This window comes from Leclercia barmai (assembly GCF_049312895.1).
GTDB classification, from domain to species: domain Bacteria; phylum Pseudomonadota; class Gammaproteobacteria; order Enterobacterales; family Enterobacteriaceae; genus Enterobacter; species Enterobacter barmai.
Window position 1 is genome coordinate 104787 of the sequence record NZ_JBMNWZ010000006.1, and the last position, 26920, is coordinate 131706.

At 55.3% G+C, this 26920-nt stretch carries 25 protein-coding genes and 1 tRNA gene; 8 read left to right on the plus strand and 18 right to left on the minus strand.

The genetic code is table 11. From position 1 onward, the window contains the following. Positions 1–104: 104 nt before the first annotated feature. Both ACOYA6_RS19610 and ACOYA6_RS19615 read left to right on the plus strand, forming a co-directional pair. Complete coding sequence (locus ACOYA6_RS19610) at positions 105–884, plus strand: MBL fold metallo-hydrolase (RefSeq protein ID WP_039030199.1); 780 nt, start codon at positions 105–107, stop codon at positions 882–884. Between the two features lie 25 nt (positions 885–909). Further along, positions 910–1863 carry a GlxA family transcriptional regulator gene (locus tag ACOYA6_RS19615; RefSeq protein ID WP_422655239.1) on the plus strand — a complete coding sequence of 318 codons (954 nt, stop codon included), beginning with the start codon at positions 910–912 and terminating at the stop codon, positions 1861–1863. Positions 1864–1891: 28 nt separating this feature from the next. On the opposite strand, the gene ACOYA6_RS19620 is transcribed toward ACOYA6_RS19615, so the two are convergent. From ACOYA6_RS19620 to ACOYA6_RS19635, 4 genes are all read right to left on the minus strand, one after another. Next, positions 1892–2980, minus strand: a complete 1089-nt coding sequence (locus tag ACOYA6_RS19620) for an AAA family ATPase (protein WP_139563907.1) — start codon at positions 2978–2980, stop codon at positions 1892–1894. A 144-nt stretch (positions 2981–3124) separates the two neighbouring features. Next, positions 3125–4084 (minus strand): YbgA family protein, encoded by a 960-nt coding sequence (locus tag ACOYA6_RS19625; RefSeq protein WP_422655240.1) that lies wholly within the window; start codon positions 4082–4084, stop codon positions 3125–3127. 102 nt (positions 4085–4186) lie between these two features. Next, positions 4187–4597, minus strand: coding sequence for a hydroxyisourate hydrolase (gene uraH, locus ACOYA6_RS19630; RefSeq protein ID WP_422655241.1), 411 nt, complete (start codon positions 4595–4597; stop codon positions 4187–4189). 99 nt (positions 4598–4696) lie between these two features. Then, complete coding sequence (locus ACOYA6_RS19635) at positions 4697–5422, minus strand: MerR family transcriptional regulator (protein WP_422655242.1); 726 nt, start codon at positions 5420–5422, stop codon at positions 4697–4699. Positions 5423–5539: 117 nt separating this feature from the next. Here ACOYA6_RS19635 and ACOYA6_RS19640 point away from each other — a divergent pair, with 117 nt between their 5' ends. Together ACOYA6_RS19640 and ACOYA6_RS19645 are read left to right on the plus strand one after the other, a co-directional pair. After that, positions 5540–6064 carry a lipocalin family protein gene (locus ACOYA6_RS19640; RefSeq protein WP_422655243.1) on the plus strand — a complete coding sequence of 175 codons (525 nt, stop codon included), beginning with the start codon at positions 5540–5542 and terminating at the stop codon, positions 6062–6064. Between the two features lie 76 nt (positions 6065–6140). After that, positions 6141–7142 (plus strand): class I SAM-dependent methyltransferase, encoded by a 1002-nt coding sequence (locus ACOYA6_RS19645; RefSeq protein ID WP_422655244.1) that lies wholly within the window; start codon positions 6141–6143, stop codon positions 7140–7142. A 62-nt stretch (positions 7143–7204) separates the two neighbouring features. Here the strand turns inward: ACOYA6_RS19645 and ACOYA6_RS19650 are convergent, their stop codons facing one another. From ACOYA6_RS19650 to ACOYA6_RS19680, 7 genes are all read right to left on the minus strand, one after another. Beyond that, the gene (locus ACOYA6_RS19650) at positions 7205–7792 is read right to left on the minus strand and encodes a hypothetical protein (protein ID WP_422655245.1); all 588 of its coding nucleotides are present in this window, start codon (positions 7790–7792) and stop codon (positions 7205–7207) included. After that, the gene (locus ACOYA6_RS19655; protein ID WP_422655246.1) at positions 7789–8154 is read right to left on the minus strand and encodes a tlde1 domain-containing protein; all 366 of its coding nucleotides are present in this window, start codon (positions 8152–8154) and stop codon (positions 7789–7791) included. The genes ACOYA6_RS19650 and ACOYA6_RS19655 overlap by 4 nt, the downstream gene beginning before the upstream one ends. A 9-nt stretch (positions 8155–8163) precedes the next feature. Beyond that, positions 8164–8649 carry a type VI secretion system tube protein TssD gene (gene tssD / locus ACOYA6_RS19660; protein ID WP_422655247.1) on the minus strand — a complete coding sequence of 162 codons (486 nt, stop codon included), beginning with the start codon at positions 8647–8649 and terminating at the stop codon, positions 8164–8166. Between the two features lie 199 nt (positions 8650–8848). Next, a complete protein-coding gene (locus ACOYA6_RS19665; protein WP_422655248.1) occupies positions 8849–10150 on the minus strand; it encodes a TRAP transporter large permease in 1302 nt (433 codons plus the stop codon). Further along, positions 10150–10653, minus strand: coding sequence for a TRAP transporter small permease (locus tag ACOYA6_RS19670; RefSeq protein WP_138370802.1), 504 nt, complete (start codon positions 10651–10653; stop codon positions 10150–10152). Before ACOYA6_RS19670 ends, ACOYA6_RS19665 begins: the two co-directional genes overlap by 1 nt. Positions 10654–10700: 47 nt before the next feature. Beyond that, positions 10701–11687, minus strand: coding sequence for a TRAP transporter substrate-binding protein (locus tag ACOYA6_RS19675; RefSeq protein WP_422655249.1), 987 nt, complete (start codon positions 11685–11687; stop codon positions 10701–10703). Positions 11688–12599: 912 nt separating this feature from the next. Continuing rightward, the gene (locus tag ACOYA6_RS19680) at positions 12600–12881 is read right to left on the minus strand and encodes a SymE family type I addiction module toxin (RefSeq protein ID WP_422655250.1); all 282 of its coding nucleotides are present in this window, start codon (positions 12879–12881) and stop codon (positions 12600–12602) included. A 124-nt stretch (positions 12882–13005) separates the two neighbouring features. Between ACOYA6_RS19680 and ACOYA6_RS19685 the strand changes: the two genes are divergently transcribed. Continuing rightward, positions 13006–13197: a toxin-antitoxin system HicB family antitoxin gene (locus tag ACOYA6_RS19685; protein ID WP_422655251.1), complete on the plus strand. Its 192-nt coding sequence runs from the start codon at positions 13006–13008 to the stop codon at positions 13195–13197. Between the two features lie 6 nt (positions 13198–13203). Here the strand turns inward: ACOYA6_RS19685 and ACOYA6_RS19690 are convergent, their stop codons facing one another. The 3 genes from ACOYA6_RS19690 to ACOYA6_RS19700 all read right to left on the minus strand — a co-directional run bounded on the left by ACOYA6_RS19690 (position 13204) and on the right by ACOYA6_RS19700 (position 15383). Continuing rightward, the gene (locus ACOYA6_RS19690) at positions 13204–13419 is read right to left on the minus strand and encodes a retron Se72 family effector protein (protein WP_422655252.1); all 216 of its coding nucleotides are present in this window, start codon (positions 13417–13419) and stop codon (positions 13204–13206) included. Next, positions 13419–14594 (minus strand): reverse transcriptase family protein, encoded by a 1176-nt coding sequence (locus ACOYA6_RS19695; RefSeq protein WP_422655253.1) that lies wholly within the window; start codon positions 14592–14594, stop codon positions 13419–13421. Before ACOYA6_RS19695 ends, ACOYA6_RS19690 begins: the two co-directional genes overlap by 1 nt. A 694-nt stretch (positions 14595–15288) precedes the next feature. Next, positions 15289–15383 (minus strand) — tRNA-Sec (locus tag ACOYA6_RS19700). A gap of 283 nt (positions 15384–15666) precedes the next feature. Here ACOYA6_RS19700 and ACOYA6_RS19705 point away from each other — a divergent pair. Both ACOYA6_RS19705 and yicI read left to right on the plus strand, forming a co-directional pair. Further along, positions 15667–17061: a glycoside-pentoside-hexuronide family transporter gene (locus ACOYA6_RS19705; RefSeq protein ID WP_422655254.1), complete on the plus strand. Its 1395-nt coding sequence runs from the start codon at positions 15667–15669 to the stop codon at positions 17059–17061. Positions 17062–17073: 12 nt separating this feature from the next. Further along, positions 17074–19392 carry an alpha-xylosidase gene (gene yicI, locus ACOYA6_RS19710; RefSeq protein ID WP_422655255.1) on the plus strand — a complete coding sequence of 773 codons (2319 nt, stop codon included), beginning with the start codon at positions 17074–17076 and terminating at the stop codon, positions 19390–19392. A gap of 105 nt (positions 19393–19497) precedes the next feature. Here yicI and ACOYA6_RS19715 read toward each other — a convergent pair whose 3' ends face one another. Beyond that, positions 19498–21207: an AsmA family protein gene (locus ACOYA6_RS19715; protein ID WP_422655256.1), complete on the minus strand. Its 1710-nt coding sequence runs from the start codon at positions 21205–21207 to the stop codon at positions 19498–19500. A 119-nt stretch (positions 21208–21326) separates the two neighbouring features. After that, the gene (locus tag ACOYA6_RS19720; protein WP_138370809.1) at positions 21327–22718 is read right to left on the minus strand and encodes a nucleobase:cation symporter-2 family protein; all 1392 of its coding nucleotides are present in this window, start codon (positions 22716–22718) and stop codon (positions 21327–21329) included. A 224-nt stretch (positions 22719–22942) separates the two neighbouring features. Here ACOYA6_RS19720 and gltS point away from each other — a divergent pair, with 224 nt between their 5' ends. After that, entirely contained in the window at positions 22943–24145 is a 1203-nt protein-coding gene (gene gltS, locus ACOYA6_RS19725) for a sodium/glutamate symporter (RefSeq protein WP_039030183.1), read from the plus strand. On the opposite strand, the gene recG is transcribed toward gltS, so the two are convergent. Continuing rightward, a complete protein-coding gene (gene recG, locus ACOYA6_RS19730; protein WP_138370810.1) occupies positions 24146–26227 on the minus strand; it encodes an ATP-dependent DNA helicase RecG in 2082 nt (693 codons plus the stop codon). A gap of 3 nt (positions 26228–26230) precedes the next feature. After that, positions 26231–26920, minus strand: a complete 690-nt coding sequence (gene trmH / locus ACOYA6_RS19735; protein WP_223075502.1) for a tRNA (guanosine(18)-2'-O)-methyltransferase TrmH — start codon at positions 26918–26920, stop codon at positions 26231–26233.

A 26920-nucleotide genomic window follows, 5' to 3' on the forward strand; every position in this document is an offset into this window, starting at 1 on the left:
TTCAGTAGCGTTTGGCCCAATCCCATCGCTTAATGCCCTTTAGCCCACATCCTGCTGTTCGCCCTCCGGCTATTATTTTTGCATCACAGACCGGAGAACAGCCCATGAACATCACCCACATTCGTAACGCGACACAGCTCATTACCTACGCCGGAAAGCGCTTTTTAATTGACCCGATGCTGGCACCCAAAGACGCATACCCTGGTTTCCCCGGCACCGCGCGGGAGGAGATTCGCAACCCGATGGTAGAGCTGCCCTGCGCGGTTGAGACCCTGCTGGATGTCGATGCCGTTATCGTGACCCATACCCACCCCGATCACTGGGATCAGTATGCGATTGAGCAGATCGCCAAAGACAAGCCGATCTTCGTGCAGAACGATGAGGACGCGCAGCTGCTGCGCAGCCAGGGTTTTACCAAACTGACGGTGCTGACGGACAACAGCCGGTTTGGCGACATCCAGCTCAGTAAAACCGACGGCGGTCAGCACGGTACCGATCGCGCCTATGCGGTGCCGGAGCTGGCGGAGCGGCTGGGCGAAGCCTGCGGTGTGGTGTTTCGTCACCCTGACGAAAAGACGCTCTGCATTGCCGGGGATACCATCTGGCGCGAGGCGGTGGCGATCGATCTGCAAAAGCATCAGCCGGATGTGGTGGTAATCAATGCCGGTTATGCCCATGTCATCGGTTTTGGGCCGATCATTATGGGCCAGGAAGATGTGCTCAACCTCCATTTCCTGTTACCGCAGGCGAAAATTGTGGCGGTCCACATGGAGGCCATCAACCACTGCCTGCTGACCCGCAGCGCGTTGCGCCAGTATGCAGAGGACAATCAGGTCAGCGAGGTGCTGACCATTCCCCAGGACGGCGAAACCGTTATATTCTGAGGCATTCAGGGGAAAGGAGAGAACAATGCCGCTTACAAAGGTCGCTATTGTCGCCGTGGACGGCTTTAGCCCGTTCCACTACTCCGTCCCCTGCATTCTGTTTGGTGATTCGGTTTCGGGTGAAAAGCGCTTTAATGTCACGATCTGCGCCGAAAAACCGGGATTACTGACCTCGCCAGACGGCTTCGCACTCAACGCCACGCAGGATTATTCTGCGATTGGGCGGGCGGATATCGTGGTGGTGCCTTACTGGCAACACGTGCTGGAGCGTCCGCCGCAGGCGCTGCTCGACAGCCTGGTGCAGGCAAGGGACAACGGGGCGGAGATTGTCGGGCTCTGTCTGGGGTCGTTTGTTCTCGGATACGCAGGCATTCTCGACGGTAAACGCGCGGCTACACACTGGGAGTTCGAGCGCCAGTTTCAGACGCTTTTCCCGGACGTGCAGCTCGATATCAACGCCCTTTACGTCGACGACGACCGTATCATTACCTCTGCCGGCACCGCCGCCGCGCTGGACTGCTGCCTGTATATCATCCGTCAGCGCTTTGGCGGCTCGGTGGCAAACCAGATCGCCCGGCGGATGATCGTGCCGCCGCACCGCGAGGGCGGGCAGGCGCAGTTTATTGCCCAGCCGGTGCCGGAAACGACCCGGGATGTGCGGATTAACAACCTGATCGACTATCTCCAGCGTAATATCAGCCAGCCGCTCAGTCTGGATGTCCTGGCAGACAGCGTGGCAATGAGCCGCCGCACGCTGACCCGCCATTTTATGAAAGCCACCGGGATGAGCGTCATCGAGTGGATCACCGCCGAACGCCTGCGGCGTAGCCAGCTGCTGCTGGAGAGCAGCAATCTGCCGATGGAAGCAGTGGCAGAGCAGGTGGGATATCTTTCAGCAGTGACCTGGCGTCAGCAGTTTAAGGCCCGCTTTGGCGTCAGCCCGGCGGAGTGGCGCAAAACCTTTCGTATGCGATCGTAGGCCGGGTAAGCGTAGCGCCACCCGGCATTTACCCCAGCCGCGCCATCTTCGTCTCTCCCTCCACCATCGAGAGCTGATAGAGCGAAAACGATCGGTGCTTCTCGATCAGGTTCGCCAGCTCCGGCGAATGGCTGGTAAGCCAGATCTGCGAATAGCGGCTGGCCTCGGCAATCAGGCTCGCCAGGGCAGGCAGCATCTGCGGGTGCAGGCTGTTTTCCGGTTCGTTGAGGGCGATAAAGGCGGGCGGACGCGGGCTGAGCAGCGCCACCGCCAGGCACAGAAAACGCAGCGTGCCGTCGGAAAACTCCGCAGGCTCCAGCGGTCGGCTTAAGCCTTCGCGCTGCATCATCATGCGAAAGCGCCCCCCGGTGTTGTCGCTGTAAAACACGCAGCCCGGGAATGCCTGGTCGAGAATGCGCATCAGCAGCAGCTCGTCGCCAATCTCGACGATGGTCTGAAACGCGGCCGCCAGGTTTGCGCCGTCGCTTGCCAGTACCGGCGAGCGGAACCCCACCTGCGGGGCGCGCATGGCTGAACCGGACGCGACGGAAAACTCATGATAAAAGCGCCAGTTACGCAGGGACTCGCGCATCTGCGACACCTCCGGGTAGAGGTGCGGCTCCCCGAGCTGCCCGAACACCGATTCGTTTTCATAGAGGGTGCCGCTGTGGGTCACCTTCTCGTGGTGAACGTTATTCAAAAACACCGTCTGGTTTTTGCGCTGCATCAGGCGAGCAGAGGGGCGGCGCTGGTGGCCGCTCAGCCAGATGGACTCCTCTTTGATCACCGGATCGAGCTGAAACTGCGAGGGATAGGGCAGCTTCTCAACAAAGCCCACCTGCAGTTCGTATTCCCAGGTCTCGGTTTCCACCGCCAGGTTCATGCGCCGCAGCTGGTCGCTGCGGGTTTTGCCCGCCCAGAACACCTTCAGAATGCCGCCTTCGTTCGCCAGCGCCTGGGAAAACTGCCCCTGCGCCGCGCTGTGCATCAGGTGGATCGCCTTGTAGATATTGGATTTTCCGGTGCCGTTCGGGCCGAAAACGATGTTGAGCTGCTCCAGATCCAGCGACATGTCGCGGATCGAGCGGTAATTTTGAATGTGCAGGGTGTTGATCATCAGCGTACCCTTTTGCGGTCTGAAAACTGTATAAAGTTACAGTATTTTAAGCAAACTACAAAAAAAAGACGACAGTGAGGGTGTCGTCTAAAAGGGGTATTGTTCGGGCCTCTGTGGGTCAACGGGGCCTTCGCATTTTTATCTTCATGTCACGGCCAGACGCAGACCCAAATCATCAGGATAGGGATCAAAGTAGTTTTGCGTCATCAGATAGCGGTCGGGGTATTCCGCCAGGTAGTGCTTCAGCAGCGTGAGTGGGGCGAGAATGGGCAGCAGCCCGTCGCGATAGTGCAGGATCACGTCCCGGAGTTCGCCGCGCTGACGGCTGTTCAGCTGATTACGGAAATAGCCCTGAATATGCATCAGCACGTTGGTGTGATTTTTCCGCGAGGCGGGCTGCTTCAGGATCGCCATCAGCTTTTCGCGGTACGCCTCGAAGAACGCGTCCAGGTCTTCCCACTCGTGCAGCGAGGCGACAAACGGGCCAATCTCACGATAGCCTGCCTGATGGTGGGCCAGCAGCTGGAGTTTGTAACGGCTGTGGAAATCCAGTAGCGCGCGGCGCGTCAGTCCCTGGGCGCGCAAGGTATTCAGTTCGTGAAGGGCGAAGACGCGCTCCACGAAGTTCTCCCGCAGCACCGGATCGTGCAGGCGTCCATCTTCCTCCACGGGGAGCCACGGCCAGGTTTCAAGAAGGGCGGCGGTGAACAGCCCGACCCCCTCCTTGCGGCCCCGGTTGCCGTTTTCATCATACAGCCGCACGCGCTCCATGCCGCAGCTTGGGGATTTGGCACAAACGACAAATCCGGCCAGATCGCCGATCTTCGGCAGATAACCCGCCGCAAAGTCGGCCATCTTTTGCGTAACGTCTTCATGAGGTGCTTTGCTGAACCGCATCTGCGTCTCACCGCTGTCGGTCAGCGTCAGGCGCAGCGCCGGGCGCGGCGTTGGCAGGCCAATGGCCATTTCCGGACAGACGGGCCTGAAGGTGACCCACTGGGCCAGCTCGTCCATGACAAAGCCCATACGCTTATGCCCGCCGTCGAAGCGAACGGCGGAACCGGTCAAACATCCGCTAATACCCAGCACAGGTTTCGCTGTCATGGTGTGTACCTCCAGAGCCGATATCTAAAAGTTACACAAATTGACTATTTTGTCCAAGTATTGGCAGAGTTATTTTTTATTACCGATAAATATCAATGGCTTTTAACTGCCCTTATAGGTCGAATAACCGTACTGGCTGAGCAGCAGCGGAATGTGCAGCTTTTCGTTGGTGCGGGTCACGGTAAACAGCACCGGGATCTCCGGGAAGAACGAGGTCAGCTTGTTCGCCTGGAAGTAGTCGGCGGTTTTAAAGGTCACTTTATAGACGCCAGGCTGCATATCCTGATCTTCGGGATAGAGCGACTTGATGCGGCCGTCCTGGTCGGTTTTACCGCTGGCGACGGTGGTCCATTTGTCCTGCTGCTGTTTTTCCAGCGTGACGCTGACGCCCGGCGGCGGCGTGCCGGTTTGCTGGTTAAGAATATGCACGCTCAGCGTGCCGACAGGGGCACTAAAGGCGACAGGGGCGAAGGCCAGAGAGGCAAGAATCAGCAGAGGGGTAGTCTTTTTCATTGGGTGTTCCTGTGGAGTGGTAAGTCACAGGAAAACGTTAGCATCTGCCGCGCAGGAAAATATTCAACTTTTCGTGAAGATTCCCACAGGAGAAAATCGTCAGAGGATAATTACCTCAAGGGAAACCTGCTGCTGCCACTGCTCAACCTGCTTTTTGCGCGCGGCGTTGAGTTTACCGCTGGTGACCAGCAGCCACTGGCGGTCCGGGAAAATCTCCGGGGCCAGCGCGGCAGGGGGAATGGGCAGGATGTTGATCCGATGGCCCTGACCGGTACGGCTTAAGGCCTCGAGCCAGATTTCGCACGGGTCGTTCAGGTGCCAGCCGCTGAGCAGAAGGTTATCGCCCGGCGCTTTCCTGTCGCCCTCAAGACAAAACGAGGTGTAGGCGATGATGATGCCGTCGAGGATCTCGCGCAGGGTCATGGCGGCGGCAACGTTGGCCGAGACCTGGCTGCGCAGGGGGCGTAACACCTTCGCCACCAGTTCCGGCCGCGGATATTCGCGACCGGCGTCGTAAATCATCTGGCGCAGGGATTCGATTTTCCCTTCCTGCAGACGTTGCAGCATGCTCATTTGCAGCGATAGCCAGTTGTTGGTGCGGTTCGGGGAAGGGCGCTCCAGCAGCGGCTTCACCTGACCAATGGGGACGCCTTTTTTCACCCAGTCGAGGATCTTCAGCGCCTGCTGGACGTCCTCTTCGCTGTACTGGCGATGGCCGCCCTCGGTGCGCTGCGGCTTAAGTAAACCGTAGCGGCGCTGCCACGCCCGTAAAGTGGTGGCGGTGATGCCGCTGAGTCTGGCGAATTCGCCGATGGAGTAGGCCATGTCTGCATCCGAAGGGAAGGAATAATCTCAATATACTACGAATATTTGCCTGCGGGATGAAGCACCAGACCGGTGCACTACACTTTACTTCCAGACGCGCAAATGAAAGGAGTTCTCATGAAACTATGGCCTGTTGTGACCGGTGTCGCCATTGCGCTGACTCTGGTTGCCTGCAAATCCCCAACGCCGCCGAAAGGCGTGCAGCCGATCACCAATTTTGACGCCAGCCGCTATCTCGGCAAATGGTATGAAATCGCCCGTCTCGAAAACCGCTTCGAGCGTGGGATGGAGCAGGTGACCGCCACCTACGGCAAGCGCAGCGACGGCGGGATCAGCGTGCTCAACCGGGGATACGATCCGGTGAAGCGCAAATGGAATGAGAGCGAGGGGAAAGCCTATTACACCGGTGCGCCAACGACCGCCGCGCTGAAGGTCTCGTTCTTCGGCCCGTTCTACGGCGGATATAACGTGATCAAGCTGGACGACGACTACCAGTACGCGCTGGTCAGCGGCCCGAACCGCGACTACCTGTGGATCCTGTCGCGTACGCCAACCATTCCGGACGCAGTGAAACAGGATTACCTGAACACCGCGCGCAGCCTGGGCTTCCGGGGCGATCAGCTGGTATGGGTGAAGCACTAAAGATCGTGCTTTCTTCCTGGGGCGGTGAGCGAACAGGGAAGTAGACTTCCGTCATGGGCAAACGGGAGATGAACTTATGCACTGGCAACCCTTTCGCGGCACCGCGCCGTCCACCATGACCATCCACAGCGCGTCGTTTCCCGATGTCAGCGATAACTGGCCGATGAAAGACGAAGTGACGCGCGAGCTGAATGCGGTTGATCGGGCGTTAAAAGCGGACCCGCAGCTGATGCCGCCCATCGTGGAAAAGGATGCCCGCGGAGAGAAAACCCTCAAATGCCAGCACAGCTGGTCTGAAAAGGCTTTTACCAATCGCCCCGCCGTTGTGGCCTGGCGCACCCGGCTGGTGCCCACGGCGCTGGCTCTGTACGCCATCCAGAACCCGCTGGACGAACACCTTCCCGACGGCACCCGTATGGACAGCAACAGCCGCCAGTGGTTTATTCACGCCAATGACGCTATTGGTATCCGCTCCCGCGCGAAAGTGATGGCCGTGCTGGCGGAACAGTACCTGCGTAACGATATCGACAACGTCTGGGTCAGCCTCGCCAGCGGTGCGGCCGTTCCGGTGCTGGAGGCGCTGCGCGGCGCGCATCTCGACGGGCAAAAGGTGCATCTAACCCTGGTGGACTACGATCCCGTCTCCCTGAAATGGGCGGAGAAAATGACCGCCGCCGAGGGGCTGAGCGTCGGAGAGCAGGTCACGATATTGCAGCGCGATCTGAAAGATTGCCTGATCCACAGCGACAAACTGGTGCAGGAATTGGGCGAAGGCCACGTCGAGCTGGTGGATGCGCTGGGGATCTTCGAATATTTCAACGACACCGAGGCGGTGACCTTCCTGAAACACGTCCTGCGGCTGGTGAAACCCGGCGGGGCGATCATCGTCTCGAACATGCTGACCAGCAGCCCGCAGATCGATTTTGCCCTGCGCTGTATCGGCTGGACGCCAATATTTCCCCGTACTCTGCAACAGCTCCAGGATATCCACCTGGCGGCGGGCATTCCGGCGGAAAACGTCACGGTAATCGTGCCAAAGGATGGGGTGTATGCGGTGATAGAGGTGCGGGTGGAATAATTTTATCCCCTCGCCCCTTTGGGGAGAGGGGATAAACAATCAATGCATTTTCAATAGCTGTGCTAATTACTCGTAATCTGACCGATGATTACACCGCGCACCTTGCCACCATCAAAGTGATACGTAAGGGTATTACTTTGAGTAAAGCCTTTCTGAACGGGCGTGTCCTGATAAAAAAGAACGGTTTCATTTTTCAGTACCGGCATTTTCCCGAACATATGAGTTAAATTCTGAGGTGTCGCATTAAGCAAAGGAATACTTCCTACAGATATGCGAATGGATTTCGACGTTGAAATACACTCTTTATGCTCGCCGTCTTGAGCTATCGCAATGGCAGTGAGTATGCCTTTTCCCATTTCGTTATCGGAAATAAACCAGTGATTTATCCCTTCTTTTGATTGCAGACAAAACCAACTAGCGGAATTATCTTTGTGAACGGGAATATTTACAATATCCGTCAGGTAGGACTTTTCCAGGTGGATTAGTTCGTCGCCGATAGTGATTGTGGGGGTAAGCGGAAGCGCTGACGCAATTTCCGGTATGGTGACGTCCTCCTGATAATATTGATTCGCAAAACCGGTCATTTGAGTTGCATAAACGTGCTGACAGGTGGTGAGCAGCATCAGGAGAAGAATCGATAAGCGTATCATTTTACTATTAGCTCCGTATCATTGCTTTTCCATATACTCCTTCTGGCGCTTAAAGGCGCAATAATACATCCTTCAGATGAATCTTCTGGATGTTGACTGCTTTTTCCGTGAATTTTGAATGCATCTCTCCCGCACATATCATTTGTCGAATATGGCGTAAGGCTAAGTGTATACTTCCCGGTATGGGCAGAGTTATAAGGGGCGCCGATAGTATATTTTCCCCGAGGTAGAGGTCCGCTGTTTTTAACGCACTCCTGCGTTGGCTCGTTTTTATAACCGCTAGCACCTGCGTAATCAGCATCGAACTGATAGACTCCATCCAGATAAAATTTATGTTCTTTTACATCATACTCCCACGACATATTTCCTCCTTAGCCTCTTTCTTTCCATGTATCCGAGTGAATGATGTTTCCGTCAAGGTAATGCCATGTTATTTTTTCATATGTCAGGTCGATATATTCCTGATGGGTGTTATATGCATTCTGAGGATGCTTTATATCAAACATAACAGGCTCGATTTGTACCACTTTTGCGTTCTCTAAAGTGGTTTTAAAGTACGCCTCCTCTACTCCGTTGTAATTTATTCTATAGAATATGAATTCTGCTTTCTTTAATGTTTGCCCCGTACTGAGAGCTCTATAAAGCCATGGAGAGGATGAATCTATTTCTTTCATAAATGCATAAGAGCTATATATGCGTTTGGATGTGGTTTTTCCTGATAGTTTATCAATCGGTTGTTCTACAGAATGCATGTACTCAATAACTTCAATTGAACCTTCTCGATTCTTTATATCAACTGAACCTTTAATAGAACGTCCAGCGTCATCCTCAAGCCATAAATAAACGGGTGTAGCCATTTCCACCTCCTTATGTAGATACAAACAAACTACATTTAATTAACCACATAGAATGTGATTTATGCCTGAAAAGGGAGTTTTACATATTAGATAAAATCGTGATGTTTATATTTGTTAAAATTATAGTTTTCATGCGCCGAAATTAATAAACGCCGGGCGACATCGCCACCCGGCATGAAAAACGTCTGGTCAATTGTGGTTACATCAGCCCCAGCGCCTGTGGAATAAACAGGGAAATCTGCGGGATATAGGTGATCAGCATCAGCGCGATCAGCAGTGCGGCATAGAACGGCAGCAGCGGCTTGATCAGGTGCTGGATTTTCACCCCTGAAATCGAACAGCCGACGAACAGGGCGCTGCCCACCGGCGGCGTCAGCAGGCCGATACACAGGTTCGCCACCATCATGATGCCGAAGTGGACCGGGTCCATCCCCAGCTCCTGAGCAATAGGCAGGAAAATCGGCGTGAAGATCAGCACCGCAGGCGTCATATCCATGAAGATGCCGACAATTAACAGCACGATGTTAATCAGCAGCAGGATGATCAGCGGGTTATCCGAAATCCCCATCAGCGTGTCGCTGATCATGTACGGGATATCGGCATTGGTCATCGCCCATGACATACCTACCGAAAAACCAATCAGCAACAACACGATGGACGTGGTGACCACCGATTCCAGAATCAGCTTCGGCAGCTGATGCCACTTCACTTCACGGTAGATCAACACCGACAGGATGAAGGTATACACCACCGCAATCGCCGAGGCTTCCGTGGCGGTAAACACGCCGCCCAGAATGCCGCCCATCACGATGACCACCAGCAGCAGGCTTGGCAGGGCGTCCAGCAGCGCTTTCGCCGCCTGGGCGCAGGTCGGGCGTTCGGAGAGGGGGTAATTGCGTCGTTTGGCGATGATGGCGCAGACCACCATGATGGCCAGCCCCATCAGAATGCCCGGCAGATAGCCCGCCATAAACAGGGATGCGACCGACACGCCACCCGCTGTCAGCGAGAAGACAATCAGCACGTTTGACGGTGGGATCAGCAGCCCGGTAATACAGGAGGAGACGTTCACCGCCGTTGAAAATGCCGGATCGTAGCCCTGCTTTGTCTGGATAGGGTTGAGCGTCCCGCCCACTGCCGCCGCGGCGGCAACGGCTGAACCTGAGATGGAGCCGAACATCATATTCGCCAGCACGTTTACGTGGCCCAGCGAACCCGGCACGCGGCCGACCATCACCTGCGCCAGGTTAATCAGCCGTATCGCTATTCCCCCACTGTTCATCAGCGTCCCGGCGAAAATAAAGAACGGGATCGCCAGCAGGGCGAAGTTATCCAGCCCGTTTGCCAGACGCTGGGAGACGGTGATCACCGCGATGTCCCACGGGAACATCAACAGCATCGAGGCGAAGGTGGCAATGCCGATAGAAAACGAAATAGGCAGGCCGATAAACACCAGCACAAAGAAACAGCCGAACAGCGTTAGCGCGATCGTTCCATCCATCAGTGAACTCCTTCCTGCGGCCGGGACAGGCCGCGAATGCCGGTAGCGATAAAGTACAGGGCGTAGAACATCATTACCGCGCCGCACAGGGGCAGGATGACGTAGACGTAACCCATCGGGATTTGCATGGCGGCGGAGACCTGGGATGTCGCCAGGGTTTTATCAATCAGCTTCAGGCCGCCGGTAACGATCACCAAACCTGAGAAGAGGAAAATCAGCACGTTAATGACAATATTCAGAAGCGCCTGCTTTGGGCCTTTCAGCATCATGGCGAACAGATCGATAGAGAGATGCCGCTGCGCCCCGACGGTGTACGCCGCGCCCAGGAGCCCTACCCAAATCATCAGGTAGCGGGCCAGTTCATCGGTCATCGTGCTTGGCTGGTTCAGCACATAGCGGCTGAACACCTGCCACACCACGCAGACCACCAGCGCGATCATCACTGCGACGGAAAAGGCCGCAATAGTGCGATCAACCAGCGTTTTTATGCGGTCAATTATCATAGGTTATTCCCTGGAGAAGCGGGCCTGCAGGCAGGCCCGGAGGCGCGTTATTCAGCGGCTTGTTCGAATTTTGCGAGCAGGGCGGCCTGCTTAGGATCTTTTTTGAAGTCGTCGTACAGCGGCTGTACGGCTGCGCGGAACGGTGCTTTGTCGACGGTAACAAACTTACCGCCCATCGCTGTGGACTGCGCACGCGTTTCTGCTTCGACCTTATCCCAGGCTTTCTGCTGCCAGGCCTCAGAGTCCTTCGCGGCTTTAGTAAGGACCTGCTGCTGCTCCGGCGTCAGCTTGTTCCAGGTTTTCGTGGAGATAACCAGGAAGTCCGGAATGGAAGCATGCTCGTCTTCAGAAAAGACGTTCGCGATTTCAATGTGACGGGTCTGCACCCAGGACGGGACGTTATTTTCAGCGCCATCCACCACGCCCTGCTGCATGGCGGTATAGACTTCGCCGAACGAGATTGGCGTCGGGGAACCGCCCATCAGCTCAACCATTTTCAGGGTTGTTGGGCTTGCCTGAACGCGAATTTTCAGCCCTTTTAAATCGGCTGGCGTGGTAATGGGTTTTTTAGCATAGAAGCTGCGGGTCCCGGCGACATAGGCGGAAAGCGCAAAGAAGCCTTTATCTTTACTGGCGTCCATAATTTCTTTGCCGACGCTGCCAAAGACCACCTTATTAAAATGCGCCTGATCCTTAAACAGGTACGGTAAATTATAAATGGCATATGTATTATCAAATGATTCCAGATCGCTGGCGGAGCCTTTGGTCATATCCAGCGCGCCGTTTTGCAGTAATTCCATGGTTTCACGGGCGCTGCCCATCTGGCTGCTCGGATAAATACGCAGCGTCATATTGCCATTGGAAAGTTGTTTGACCTCTTTTGCCATCTGCTCAAAGGCCTGATGAACGACGTGGCTGCGTTCAAGATTATGTGCCAGTTTTAACGTGACTTTTTCTGCTGCACTCGCCCCGGTAGCCAGCAGTGCAAACAGAGATGCGCCCAGAAGAGTTCGGGTGAATAAATGTGATTTCATGATGTGCTCCATGCTGAAATTATATACGTTTGGTTTATATCTGATGACGATTTAACTTTTTCTGTATGACATCTTATCCTGGTTGTCAGACAGCAATGGATAATCTGCGTCACACTTTTGCCGCAGATAATCTATTTGTGTCGCTTTTTGTGCGCTGAGTTAAATTTATTTAAGAAGCATGGTGTGCGAATTATTAATAGTGGAAATATAACGGAGGAAATACACAGGTAATATCGATGGGTTGATTCATCATTAACGAGGTTAAATATTTTTTGGTGGTGGTGTAGGAAATACCGAATATTAGATCAGGAATAACTGGGGGGATGCCTGAGCATTGGCACGATCGGCTCCCTCTCCTCTTTGGGGAGAGGGATGGGGTGAGGGGGAGCATGCCGCACCGGAGGTTATGGGGTTCAGTGCGTATCGCGCCCCCTTTACAATCCCGGCTCCCGGCAAAGAAAATCGCCGCTTTGCGGATTGTTCGCCCCATCCCTGGGGCTCACCCCTTTGGGGCCAGCGCAAGCGCTGTCCAAAATTGCTCCCGGCAATTTTGTCCTCAGCTTATTCCCTCCGGCTTTCGGGTCGGGCGTGATCCTACATCCCTGTAGGTCACGCCCTCTCGGCGCATCCATGCGCCTCGCCCCGTCCTGGAGGAAACGCTTCGGCGATTTTCAGCCGGACCATGGCGCCGCGGTTAGTTTTTTGATTTATTGTGGTTTATTCGTTGCTGTGAGTTCGTTATCGGGTTATTAAGCCAGAGCCAGCGCTCCTTCAATGCCTTTCAGCTTTTGTTGCGCTTGTTTTAATAGCATGCATTTTTTGCACGGGGTTGGGGGCAGTTGTTCGGTTTTACCGAACAACTGAATGTCTGTCGAACCTGTAAGTCTTACTTACAGGTTGGAGAAGCACTTGTTACGCAATAGCGATTTCAATGTCTTTCAGCTTCTGCTGCGCCTGTTTTAATTCGCTCAGCAGCATCTTTTCATGCGGGTTGTGCGCCATCACGACGATGCAGCCATCCATGACTTTTACCGTCACCTTATCGCCAGTATCAAACCCCGCCGCACGCAGCCATTTACCGGAAAGAATTAGGTTTGGCGTACTGCGATCGCGACCTTGCGGGCGATATCCCACAATTAATGTACGCTCAGTTCCGGTTGTGGTGGTGTCTGGGTTAGAATGCGAATCAGCCATAATCAACTCCTTGATAGTTGGTGAGGTTAGACGCTCCGGTGTGTTCGAGCACACTGGAGCGTTGTTAAAATTGGAGGTTTAGGTGGCCTCCTATATGATTCAGATTAGATGGATAGGTGGCCCCATGTCAATCATAGCGCGTGAAAAAAAACCAAAAGGCGGCGGGCAGTCTCCGCAGTTTAAAATGCGTATTGATCCGGCATTGAAGGAACAATTGGATGCTGTGGCGGAAGAAGAAGGGGTAAGTCTCGCCAGTTGGTTGAAGGAGCTGGCGAGAGAAGCTTTGATAAAAAGAGGTATAAAACCAGAGGCGTAACAGATACTAAAGTTTGTGTATTGCAAAAGCCCTTGGCCCTTTGTCCATGTTTCTTATTTCGAAATGTACTTTATCGCCAGGTGTAAGATATTTATCCTCATGCACTATTTCGCCATAAAAGAAAAAAACATCCTTACCTTTGTCACGAGTAATAAAACCGAAGCCTTTAAAAGAATCAAAAGTTTTAACTACACCATAATGCTTATTAATTTCTTCGCTCATTACCACATATCTCTTTTGGTTGGCATCGAATGACAATGCTTTCTAATGCGCTTTCGCAGAACCCGGCTAAGTGCTTTATTGTTTCTCGATAATATACCAAGTTTACCTATTACTTTATTTACAGTATCTATTTGACCGATAGTCAATGCGATTTTGTTATTGAACTTTAATATCATTTTACACTCACGAACAATTTTTTCCTTCTCCTTATCATCATAAAGAGGAAATATATTACTCATTCTTTCGCGAAGAGCTGGATGATTTGATTGTTGTAATCGCGTGAGTTTAGCAATCAAACCGGACGTTTTATTCCATAGAGCATGATATTCTAAAGAATATTTTTCCTCTTTGTATTTGTTCTCACAAATCTTAACTAATAGCCTGATGTATCTTCTATCATCTCGCGTTGTTTTGGGTTTCGCATGTCCAACCCAAAGTCCGGTAATTTTGAAGCTATTTTTTGCATTTTTTTGCTGTTCTACTTTAGTTTTTTTATTATTGTGTTTGAGGTTATATTTTCTAAACATTGCAACCACATCTTTTATTGATGATGAAATGGTATCTTCATTTAATTGCTTATTCGAACTGAGAGTTACATCGTCGAGAAGACGAGTGTAACAAATGTTTTTACTTCTGAACTTTGAGACTAAATGATATTCAGTATTAAAAAATATTAAATTTGCTAAATAGGATGAAGTGCAGGCACCTTGAGGAACTTTATTTCTGAATGTTGTTAATTTTGTTAATAATATAGAAACATCATCAGGGAAATTGAAGAAATTTTTATATACGTTGTATACGCAATCAGCTTTTATATTGTCGTAAAATGATTTGATATCAATGTTTATTATTATATTTGGTTTTATTTTGCAATGGGTTTTAGCATTCTCAACGTAATCTCTTTTATTCGAAGTGTCTTTTATGCCACCTTGTAAATAAAGTGGGTAACATACTTTCTCAAATATTCTGTGATTTATTCTTTTTTGCAATCTCTTTAAATCATGCTTAGGCTCATATACAGTTCTATCCTTATCTTTTACATTAACAAGAAATTCTGTATAAGAATCATCGATCTTATTTGCTAGATTAAGCAATAATTTTTCATGAATACCTAAAGTTTTTGCGAGAATGGATATTGAAGATATTGGTCGGAATGGGTAATAAGGCTTGTCCATGGCTACACCAATTGATAAGGTGACGTAATAAAGGTTAGGAGTTAATCAAAGTTATAAGCCACGCTGCGATTCGCAGGAGACGAAAAATCACTTTGACAAGCTTCCACCAATCCACTGACGTAGTCTTGGTGATGCTTTTTTTGTTTCGGTCGACTTGCATACCAGATTCAGGAATGTCTACTTTCGCTGAAAATGGGCTCTTTACTTTCTTGAATGTCACTTGCATGCTTAAAGAAATACTAAACATTGTAAATTCCTCGTATTAAGGCGCGAAATTGCACCCCCAGACCGAGTTCATTTTATGAAGGTAATATTGTCGACCTGACAACTCCTAACCCTATACGCCAGACAACTGTCGGCTATATTTTACATAGCAAATGAGGCAATCAGCTGATCGCTCATAAACTTTTAATATACCCGCATGACCGGTCATGATCCTTAAAAGGATCGCCTTTCGGCATCGATACCTTCTCATTAGTGACATTTTAAAGAGCAGCAACAGGCGAAGTACACCCGAATGTTGCAGAATCATCTTATACCTATGGAATTTTTCTAGCAATAAAAATTATTAAAATTAAGAAAGTGAAAATGAGGGATTTTACTTTTTTTGATATGTTAAAAAAACGTAATAATAGCTTTTGAGGAAATACTTAAGATTAATTAAACAATATCAGTTAAAGAAGATAGCGGAAATTGGCGGAAGATCACAGGAGTCGAACCTGCCCAGGACCGCTGGCGGCCCCAACTGGATTTGAAGTCCAGCCACCTCACCGGAGATGACGATCTTCCGCGCCTCGATTGCTACATGGAGGCGGGGCGCATTATATCTACTTTCAATCATTTACCCCAACCTTTCGCACACATTTTTTAGTCCTCTTTTGACCTGCATCCCCCCTTTTAAGGCAATTCTTAAGAAAATCCTCAGGTTACATTTTCCTTCCACGCACTTTTAACGCGATCACAAAAAACAAGAATCGTAAAAACGTAACCAGAAAACGCAATACCTGACGGGCAGGGCATGGTTTACAAAACATGTAACCGGTCTCAGCGCCCTACGCGTGAAGGAAAAATAATGAAAAGCGAAGTCTTATCCGTCAAAGAGAAAATTGGTTACGGCATGGGTGACGCCGCAAGTCACATCATCTTCGACAACGTCATGCTCTACATGATGTTCTTCTACACCGATATCTTCGGTATTCCCGCCGGGTTTGTCGGCACCATGTTCCTGCTGGCGCGCGCGCTGGATGCCATCTCCGACCCGTGCATGGGGCTGATTGCCGACCGCACCCGCAGCCGCTGGGGTAAGTTCCGCCCGTGGATATTGTTCGGTGCCATCCCGTTTGGCCTGGTCTGCGTGCTGGCCTACACCACGCCGGACCTCAGCCTGAACGGCAAAATGATCTACGCCGCCGTCACCTACACCCTGCTGACCCTGCTCTATACCGTGGTCAACATCCCTTACTGCGCGCTGGGCGGGGTGATCACCAACGACCCGACGCAGCGTATCTCCCTCCAGTCCTGGCGCTTTGTGCTGGCGACGGCGGGCGGCATGCTCTCCACGGTGCTGATGATGCCGCTGGTGAATATGATTGGCGGCGAGGATAAAGCGTTCGGCTTCCAGGGCGGCATCGCGGTGCTGTCAGTGGTGGCATTCCTGATGCTGGCGTTCTGCTTCTTCACCACCAAAGAGCGCATCCAGGTGCCGCCGAGTACCACCTCCATGCGCGAAGATCTGCGCGACATCTGGCAGAACGACCAGTGGCGCATCGTCGGGCTGCTCACCATCCTCAACATTCTGGCGGTGTGCGTGCGCGGCGGCGCGATGATGTATTACGTCACCTGGATCATGGGCTCGCCGGAGCTGTTCGTCGCCTTCCTCACCACCTACTGCGTCGGCAACCTGATTGGCTCCGCGCTGGCGAAACCGCTCACCGACTGGAAGTGCAAAGTCAGCGTCTTCTGGTGGACCAACGCCCTGCTGGCGGTGGCAAGCGTGGCGATGTTCTTCGTGCCGATGCAGGCCAGCATCACCATGTTCGGCTTTATCTTCGTGATTGGCGTGCTGCACCAGCTGGTGACGCCGATCCAGTGGGTAATGATGTCCGATACCGTCGATTACGGCGAGTGGACCAACGGCAAACGCCTCACCGGCATCAGCTTCGCGGGGACGCTGTTCGTGCTCAAGCTGGGCCTGGCGCTGGGCGGGGCGTTAATCGGCTGGATGCTGGCAGGCGGCGGCTACGATGCCGCCGCCAAAACCCAGAACAGCGCCACCATCAGCATCATCATCGCCCTGTTTACCCTGGTACCGGCCGCGTGCTACCTGCTGAGCGCGGTGATCGCCAAACGCTACTACAGCCTGAAAACGCCATTCCTGGTCAAAATCATGAGCGATCTGGCGCAGGGCGCGCGTCGTAATGAGCAGGAGTTCAACACCCTGCCGGTCAGCAAAGAATTGCAGAACTAAGAGGACGAAAGCATGAAAATCAGTGACGGAAACTGGCTCATTCAACCGGGCTTGAACGTAACTTACCCGGTTCAGGTGTTTGATGTGGAACAGCAGGGCAACGATCTGGTGGTCTATGTCGCCCCGCGCGACGTACGTGAGCGCACCTGGCAGCTGGATACCCTGATGTTCACGGTGCGCCTGTTCTCGCCGCAGGAAGGGATTGTCGGGGTGCGGATCGAGCACTTCCAGGGCGCGCTCAATAACGGCCCGCACTACCCGCTCAACACTCTGAAAGACGTTAACGTGCAGATTGAAAACAACGCGGAACTGGCTGAGCTGAAAAGCGGTAACGTCAGCGTGCGCGTCACCAAAGGCGAGTTCTGGTCGCTGGATTTCTTCAGGGACGGGCAGCGCATCACCGGCAGCCAGCTGAAAAACAACGGCTACGTGCAGGACGGCAACACCGATCGTAACTACATGTTTGAGCGTCTGGATCTGGGCGTGGGCGAAACCGTCTACGGCCTCGGCGAGCGCTTTACCGCCCTGGTGCGCAACGGCCAGACGGTCGAAACCTGGAATCGCGACGGCGGCACCAGCACCGAGCAGTCCTACAAGAATATCCCGTTCTATCTCACCAACCGCGGCTACGGCGTGCTGGTGAACCATCCGGAGAACGTCTCGTTTGAAATCGGCTCCGAGAAGGTGTCGAAGGTGCAGTTCAGCGTCGAGGGCGAGAACCTGGAGTATTTCGTCATCGACGGCCCAACGCCGAAAGAGGTCCTGAACCGCTATACGCAGTTCACCGGCCGTCCGGCGCTGCCGCCTGCCTGGTCGTTCGGCCTGTGGCTCACTACCTCATTCACCACCAACTACGACGAAGCGACGGTGAACAGCTTTATCGACGGCATGGCCGAGCGCGACCTGCCCCTGCACGTTTTCCACTTTGACTGCTTCTGGATGAAGGCCTTCCAGTGGTGCGACTTCGAGTGGGACCCGGTGACCTTCCCGGACCCGGAAGGGATGATCCGCCGCCTGAAGGAGAAAGGGCTGAAGGTCTGCGTGTGGATCAACCCGTACATCGGGCAGAAATCGCCAGTTTTTAAGGAGCTGAAAGAGAAGGGCTATCTGCTGAAACGTCCGGACGGCTCCCTGTGGCAGTGGGATAAATGGCAGCCGGGGCTGGCAATCTACGACTTCACCAACCCCGAAGCCTGCAAATGGTACGCCGACAAGCTGAAAGGCCTGGTGGATATTGGCGTCGACTGCTTCAAAACCGACTTCGGCGAGCGCATCCCGACGGATGTGCAGTGGTTCGACGGCTCCGATCCGCAGAAGATGCACAACCACTACGCCTACATCTACAACGAACTGGTGTGGAACGTGCTGAAAGAGACGGTGGGTGAGGAAGAGGCGGTGCTGTTTGCCCGTTCGGCGTCAGTGGGTGCGCAACAGTTCCCGGTGCACTGGGGCGGCGACTGCTACGCCAACTATGAGTCGATGGCTGAAAGCCTGCGCGGCGGGCTGTCGATCGGGCTCTCCGGGTTCGGGTTCTGGAGCCACGATATCGGCGGGTTCGAGAACACCGCCCCGGCGCACGTCTATAAACGCTGGTGCGCGTTCGGGCTGTTCTCCAGCCACAGCCGTCTGCACGGGAGCAAATCCTACCGCGTGCCGTGGGCGTATGACGACGAGTCCTGCGACGTGGTGCGCCACTTCACCCAGCTGAAATGCCGGATGATGCCGTACCTCTATCGCCAGGCGGCGCTGGCCCGTGAGTTCGGTACGCCGATGCTGCGGGCGATGATGCTGGAGTTCCCGGACGATCCGGCCTGCGACTACCTCGACCGCCAGTACATGCTGGGGGATTCAGTGCTGGTCGCACCGGTGTTCAGCGAGGCGGGGGACGTGCAGTTTTACCTGCCGGAAGGGCGCTGGACGCACCTGTGGCATAACGACGAAATCCAGGGCAGCCGCTGGCATAAACAGCAGCATGATTTCCAGAGTTTGCCGGTTTACGTGCGGGACAACACCCTGCTGGCGCTGGGCAACAACGATCGGAAACCGGACTACGCGTGGAACGAAGGCACCGCCTTCCAGCTGTTTAACCTGGCCGATGGCGCTACGGCGGTGAGTGAAGTCCCTGCGGCAAACGGTGCCGTCGCCTTTACGCTTACCGCAACGCGTAGCGGCGATACCCTGACGCTAAAAGGGCGCGGCGAGGCGCGGGGCTGGTCGGTCTGTTTGCGCAATGTGCAGCGGATCGGCGGCGTGAAAGGGGCGTCACATGCTGGAAGCGAGTGGGGTGTGGTGGTGAAAGCGGAGGGGAACGAGGTGGTGGTTCACCTTTGAGTTGCCTGTAAAACGCCCGGTGGCGCTACGCTTACCGGGCCTACCGTTATGTTTTGTAGGCCGGGTAAGGCGAAGCCGCCACCCGGCTGGTTTGCACCCTCTCCATCAAGGTGAGGGTGAAGCAACCGGCTGCTCAACCGTGCTTACCGCTCCGCCCGTCATCGTCTGCGTCACCTGCTGTTTATCCATATTTACTGCGCTAAGTCTGCCGTTGACCGTCGGTTTCAGCGGGGAATCCTTCTGCACATTGCCGCTGGCGGTGAGCTGAATATTGCCATCGCCTGCGATCGGCAACGCCGGCCAGCCCCACTGCTGGATCACGTTCAGTGGCACGCCGCGCCCGGTCAGGTTGAGGGTGGTCTGGCGCACCGGGGTCTGCGATACCGTCGCTTTTGCCTCCAGAATGCCTTTTTCGGTAAAGGCGCTCAGTTCATTAATAGAAATTGTCGAGGCGTTGGCTGACAAGGAGAGCGACGGACGGCGCACGTCCACGCGGTTAAAGGTGGCGGCCGCGCCGTTCAGCGTGGCGGTGCCCGCCCATACGCCCCACTGGCGATCTTTCGCCAGCTGCAGGTTGGTGCCGTAGCCGTCAAGGGCGGTGATCTGCCACGGGAAAACGGTGTCGACGTCGATCACCAGGTTACGGCTCAGGCCAAACTTGCGCAGCGTGACGCTGTTCAGCCACTCCGGCAGGGTATCCAGCCACTGCGTTTTCCAGTTTTCCGGCAGGGTGTATTCCAGCCCGGCGACGGCGACATCATCCAGCACCAGCGCTTTACCGCTGCGCAACCAGTTGCCGGAAGTGCGCACCATCCCGCCTTCCCAGCGCGAGGTGAACTGACGCAGGGCGATCCCCTGCGGGGAGAATTCGGCGTTCAGGATCGGGTCGAACAGGTGCAGGGAACCGTAGATAAATTCGCTGGCGTTCATCGACAGGCGACCGTCCTCGCTCTGCCAGTCGCCCTGGCTGAGGGTCAGGTTGCGCAGGCTTAAATCGAGATCGGTTACCGCCCAGTCCGGACCCTGCAGGCGGGCGTCGGTCACGTCCAGGCGGCCAATCTGTAACGACGGCAGGGTGGTGATGGGGGCAAAGAAGTCGGCCAGGGATTTATCGCTCTGCAGGCGGATATCGTTCAGGCGCATGTTGTCCACCTTCCAGCCACCGTTGGCGTCGCGCCGCGCGGTGCCGGTGAGCGAGCCCCGGGCCATATCTGCGCCGATGGTGGTCAACACCACCTCTTTATCGCTCAGCTCGCCTTCAATCAGCACGTTGCTGGCCGGCACGCCGTTCAGCGTCAGCGACCCGGCGCTGATCTGGATCTGCGCTTTTTTGCCCAGCACGTTACCCGCTTCAGGGTCCCAGGGACGTACGCCGCCGGTCACCTTCTGGGCGCTCAGATCCCACGCGGTATTCGGGCTGTTGAACGCCATGTTGTTCAGCAGCAGGCGATCGGCCTGGAAGGGAAGAGGGGCGGTCTGCGGCGAGAGGTTCAGCGTGCCGTCAAACAGGGTGATGGTATCCATGTGCAGCGGATCGGTGAGCTGGCGGCTGCTCACGCCAATATCGACCATTTTTGCGACCAGCGTCGCGGGCTGGCCATCGCGCCCGAAGGTGACATTTTTCAGTACCAGGTGCGTGGGCGACGAGAAGCGGTGATCCATCAGGTCGAAGTTGAGTTCGTAATCGGTGTTTACCGTGATCCAGCTGCTGACCTGCGCTGCGCCCCAGCGCGTCTGGACAAGGATATAGAGCGCGAGGATCGCAATAAGCAGAACGGCCAGAATACCGACGAGAAGCTTTCCAATAAATTTCATGGTCTTCCATCACGTAAAACGCACATAAAGGAGTTATGCACGATTTATGCGCAATGCTCAAGGCGGGAATGGTGTAATTACGTGTCACGGCAGCAGTTGCCTGCTGCCGTGAAAGGGGATCAGTTCTTTTCTGGCGGGAAAATCAGGTTCAGGACGATAGCGGTGATCCCACCGGCGGCGATGCCGGAAGAGAGCAGGTTCTTCACCCAGTCCGGGGCGAACTGCAGGATCAGCGGCTGCTGAGACACACCCAGACCCACCGCCAGCGACAGGGCGATGATCATGATGGCGCGGCGGTTCAGCGGCTCGCGGGAGACGATACGCACGCCCGATGCCGCGATGGTGCCGAACATCACCAGCGTTGCGCCGCCCAGGACCGGCTCAGGGATGTGCTGCACAAAGCCGCTCACCGCCGGGAACAGGCCGAGCACGATCAGCATCAGCGCCACGACAAAGCCCACGTAGCGGCTGGCAACGCCGGTCAGCTGGATCACACCGTTGTTCTGGCCGAAGCAGGAGTTCGGGAAGGTATTGAACACGCCGGATACAAAGGAGTTCAGGCCGTTTGCCAGTACGCCGCCCTTCAGGCGCTTCATGTACAGCGGGCCAGAGACCGGTTGTTCAGAAACGTCAGACGTTGCGGTGATGTCGCCGATGGTTTCCAGCGAGGTGATCATGAATACCAGCATCAGCGGCAGGAGCAGGTTCCAGTCAATGCCCAGGCCGTAGTAGAGCGGCGTCGGGACCATGATCAGCGGGCTGTCGGTCGGTGCGCCGGACTGCGGCAGCATGCCCATCGCCCAGGCTGCCAGGTAGCCTGCGGCCATGGCAATCACCAGCGACGCGACGCGCAGGTACGGGTTACGCTGACGGTTGAGCAGAATAATGATCGCCAGCACGATACCCGCCAGCAGCAGGTTTTTCGGCGCGCCGAAGGTGTGATCATTCATCGCCGCATAGCCGCCGCCGATGGAGGTCAGGCCCACCTGAATCAGCGACAGGCCGATAATCATCACCACCACGCCAGAAACCAGCGGGGTAATAATGCGGCGAGCCAGGTGCAGAACGCGGGAGATGACCATCTCGGTGCAGCTCGCCAGCATCAGGGTGCCGAACAGCGCCGCCATCATCGTTGGCACATCCGCGCCGCCGGTTTTCAGCGCCGTACCGCCCATGATCAGCGGGGCGACAAAGTTAAAGCTGGTGCCCTGAATCGACAGCAGACCGGAGCCTACCGGGCCCCAGGCTTTAATCTGAATGATGGACGCCACGCCCGAAGCGAACAGCGACATGCTGATGATGTGTTGCGTGTCCTGCGCCGGTAAACCGAGCGCCTGGCAGATCAGGAGAGCGGGAGTAATCACGGCCACAAACATGGCCAGCAGATGCTGACAGGCGGCGAACAAGGTCTGCGCCAGCGGCGGACGGTCTTCAAGACGGTAAATCAGTTCACTGTTTTGCGTCTGCGCAATCGGTTGCGCATCCTGCTGTTCAACGGCGTTAACGGACATCTGCTGCGACCCCTGGAGGAAAAGCGGGCATTTTAGCCGAGTGGATGAGAAAAGCAAACGATTGCCAACAAAAAACGCAGAGAAATTCTACTGCAAAATACGCCTTTTTCTGTCCCGGGGCGGCAAAGTTCATTACACTCCTGCTCCCGATTGTGGTTATAACGCGCAATCGTTACAGGAAAACGCGCATGTTGATGGAGCACGTGCCTTTAAAGGAGCCCACTATGATTCATCTCGATACGTTGTCGACCCTCGTTGCGGCAACACTCGTTTTACTGCTTGGCCGTAAACTGGTTCACAGCGTCCCTTTTCTCAAAAAATACACCATCCCGGAGCCCGTCGCGGGCGGATTACTGGCCGCCATTGCGCTGCTGGTGCTGAAAAAAAGCATGGGTTGGGAAATCAACTTCGATATGACCTTAAAAGACCCGCTGATGCTGGCCTTTTTCGCCACTATCGGCCTGAACGCCAACCTTGCCAGCCTGAGATCTGGTGGTAAGGTGCTGGGGGTGTTCTTAATTGTGGTGGTGGGACTGCTGGTAATGCAGAACGCCATCGGTATCGGTATGGCGTCGCTGCTGGGACTGGATCCGCTGATGGGTCTGCTGGCCGGTTCGATCACCCTGTCGGGCGGTCACGGTACCGGCGCGGCCTGGAGCAAGCTGTTTACTGAACGCTACGGCTTCCAGAATGCCACTGAAGTAGCTATGGCCTGCGCCACCTTCGGGCTGGTGCTGGGCGGCCTGATTGGCGGGCCGGTGGCTCGCTATCTGGTGAAACACTCCACCACGCCGGACGGCAGGCCGGATGACGAAATGGTGCCGTCGGCATTTGAAAAACCGGACGTCGGGCGCATGATCACCTCTCTGGTGCTGATTGAAACCATTGCCCTGATCGCCATCTGCCTGACGGTAGGTAAAGTGATTGCACAATTGCTGGCGGGTTCCGCGCTGGAGCTGCCGGTCTTTGTTTGTGTACTCTTTGTCGGGGTGATCCTCAGCAACAGTCTCTCACTGCTGGGCTTTTATCGCGTCTTTGAGCGGGCGGTATCGGTATTGGGTAACGTCTGCCTGTCGCTGTTCCTGGCGATGGCGCTGATGAGTCTCAAGCTGTGGGAGCTGGCGTCGCTGGCCCTGCCAATGCTGGCGATTCTGGGGGTACAAACCCTGTTTATGGCACTCTACGCTGTCTTCGTCACCTGGCGACTGATGGGTAAAAACTACGATGCGGCAGTACTGGCGGCAGGACACTGTGGCTTTGGTATGGGGGCAACGCCGACGGCGATCGCCAACATGCAGGCCATTACCGAGCGCTTTGGCCCGTCGCATATGGCGTTTCTGGTGGTGCCGATGGTGGGGGCGTTCTTTATTGATATCGTCAACGCGCTGGTCATCAAACTCTATCTGATGCTGCCGATGTTTGGCTGATCAGGCGTTCGAGTAACGCCCGGTCTCTGGCATCCAGCGGTCGATTAACGCTGCCGCCTGTTCGGGGTAGCGTTCATGAATATGGCGTGCCAGACGCTGAACTTCAGGGATCATGCCCTGATCGCGCAGTAAATCTGCCACTTTAAACTCGGCGTTCCCGGTCTGACGGGTGCCGAGTAGCTCACCCGGCCCGCGGATCTCCAGATCCTGTTGCGCAATCACAAAGCCGTCGTTGCTGTCGCGCAATACCTGCAGGCGCTTCTGTGCCGTTTTCGACAGCGGTGCTTTGTAGAGCAGCACGCAGTGAGAGGCCACCGCGCCACGTCCGACGCGACCACGCAACTGGTGCAGCTGGGCCAGACCCAGACGCTCCGGGTTCTCGATGATCATCAGGCTGGCGTTAGGCACGTCTACGCCCACTTCAATTACCGTGGTGGCGATCAGCAGATGCAGCTCGCCCTGCTTGAAGGCCTGCATTACCGCCTGTTTCTCCGCAGGCTTCATGCGGCCATGCACCAGCCCGACGTTCAGCTCCGGCAGGGCCAGCTTAAGCTCTTCCCAGGTGGCTTCCGCCGCCTGCGCTTCCAGCAGGTCGGACTCCTCAATCAGCGTGCAGACCCAGTAAGCCTGACGGCCTTCCTGCAGACAGGCGTTGCGCACGCGCTCGATGATGTCGCTGCGGCGCGTGTCCGGGATAGCGACGGTGGTTACCGGCGTACGCCCCGGAGGCAGTTCGTCGATGACGGAGGTGTCGAGATCGGCATAGGCGGTCATCGCCAGGGTGCGCGGGATTGGCGTCGCGGTCATGATCAGCTGATGCGGGTGGTATCCCTGCTGGAGCCCTTTCTCCCACAGCGCCAGACGTTGATGCACGCCGAAACGGTGCTGCTCATCAATGATCACCAGCGCCAGCCCGTGAAACTGCACCTGCTCCTGGAAGATGGCATGGGTGCCGACAATCATCTGCACCTGACCGCTGGCAATCGCCTCCTGCTGCGCCTGTCGCGCCTTGCCTTTTTGCTTCCCGGCCAGCCAGCCCACTTCAACGCCCAGCGGCGCAAACCAGTTGCGGAAATTGTTCGCGTGCTGCTCGGCCAGCAGTTCGGTCGGCGCCATCAGGGCCACCTGTCTGCCGTGGGCAATGGCGCGCAGAGCGGCCAGGGCGGCCACCAGCGTTTTACCCGAGCCCACATCGCCCTGGACCAGGCGCATCATCGGCACATCCAGCGCCATATCGCGCTCGATCTCGGCGGTCACGCGGGCCTGGGCCCCGGTGGGTTTAAACGGCAGCGAGGCCAGCAGTTTATCTTTTAAATCATTACGGGCCGGGAGCGGCAGGGCATGAAAACGCTGTGCGCCGGCGCGTAACGCCAGCATGCTCAGGTTATGCGCCAGCAGCTCTTCGAGAATAAGACGTCGCTGTGCCGGATGCTGCCCGCTCTCTAAATCGCTGAGCTGCAGCGTCGGCGGTGGTCGGTGCAGGGTGCGCAACGCGTCCGGCAGACTCATCATCCCCTGTGCCAGCTCGGGGGGCAGCAGTTCGGCTATGGCGCAGGTGTCGAGCAGCTCCAGCGCCTGATCGGTCAGCTTGCGCAGCGTCGCCTGCTTCACGCCTTCAGTCGTCGGGTAGACCGGGGTCAGCGTCTCCTGCAGCTCCGGCGTGCTGAGATCGCCCTGTACGCGGTACTCCGGGTGGATCATCTCTGCGCCGTATTTGCCGCGTTTGGCTTCGCCGTAGGCCAGCACCCGTCGCCCGGTAGCGAGGCTGTTTTTCATTGCCGCGCTGAAGTTAAAGAAGCGCATCGTCAGAATACCGGAGCCGTCGCTGATCTGGCAGGTCATCATCCGGCGGCCGCCGAAGGTGATGTTGCAGTTCAGGACTTCGCCTTCAACGGTGGCGTAAATGCCAGGCAGAAGTTCGCCAATCTGATAAAGCTGGGTGCGGTCTTCGTAACGCAGGGGGAGGTGCAGGAGGAGATCCTGCACGGTATGCAGGCCAATTTTTGCCAGTTTGCTGCTCTGGGCCGCGCCAACGCCCGTCAGGGAATTGAGCGGCACAGCATCCAGCAGGCGGCCTTGCATGATTTACTTCGCCGCCTGCATGGTGGCCCACCACGTCGCATCGGCTTCAATTTCGCCCTGCTGATTCACGTGGGGGTAGGGTAAGTTTTTCTGCTTCGCCACTCTGGCCAGCACCGGATAACCGCCTTCAAACAGCAGGCGCTGCTGTTCGTCCTCCGGCAGCATGCTGTTCTCGCGTTCGTACATCCCGGCATTTTGTCGCTGACGCTGGGCTTCATACAGAATGAGCGCCGAGGCCACGGAAACGTTCAGGGACTGCACCATGCCGATCATCGGAATGATGATGTCCTGATCCGCCAGATCTAACGCTTCCCGGGTGATCCCCGTTTTCTCCTGACCCATCAGAATGCAGGTCGGGCGGGTGTAATCAATTTCGCGGAAATCGACGGCTTTGTCGGAAAGATGCGTCGCCAGTACCTGCATGCCGCGCCCTTTCAGATGCGAAATAGCTTCGCCAATGGTGTCGTGGGCTTTGACCTGTACCCAGCTGTTGCTGCCTGCGGCAGCCGAGGCCATAGGACGCATTCGCGTCCCCTTCCAGACGGCGTGCACTTCATGCACACCGACGGCATCTGCGGTACGGACGATAGCAGCGACGTTATGAGGTTTATGGACCTGCTCCATGCAGACCGTCAGATCGGGCTGACGCCTGGCGAGCATCTCACAGATACGTGCATAACGCGTTGCATTCAT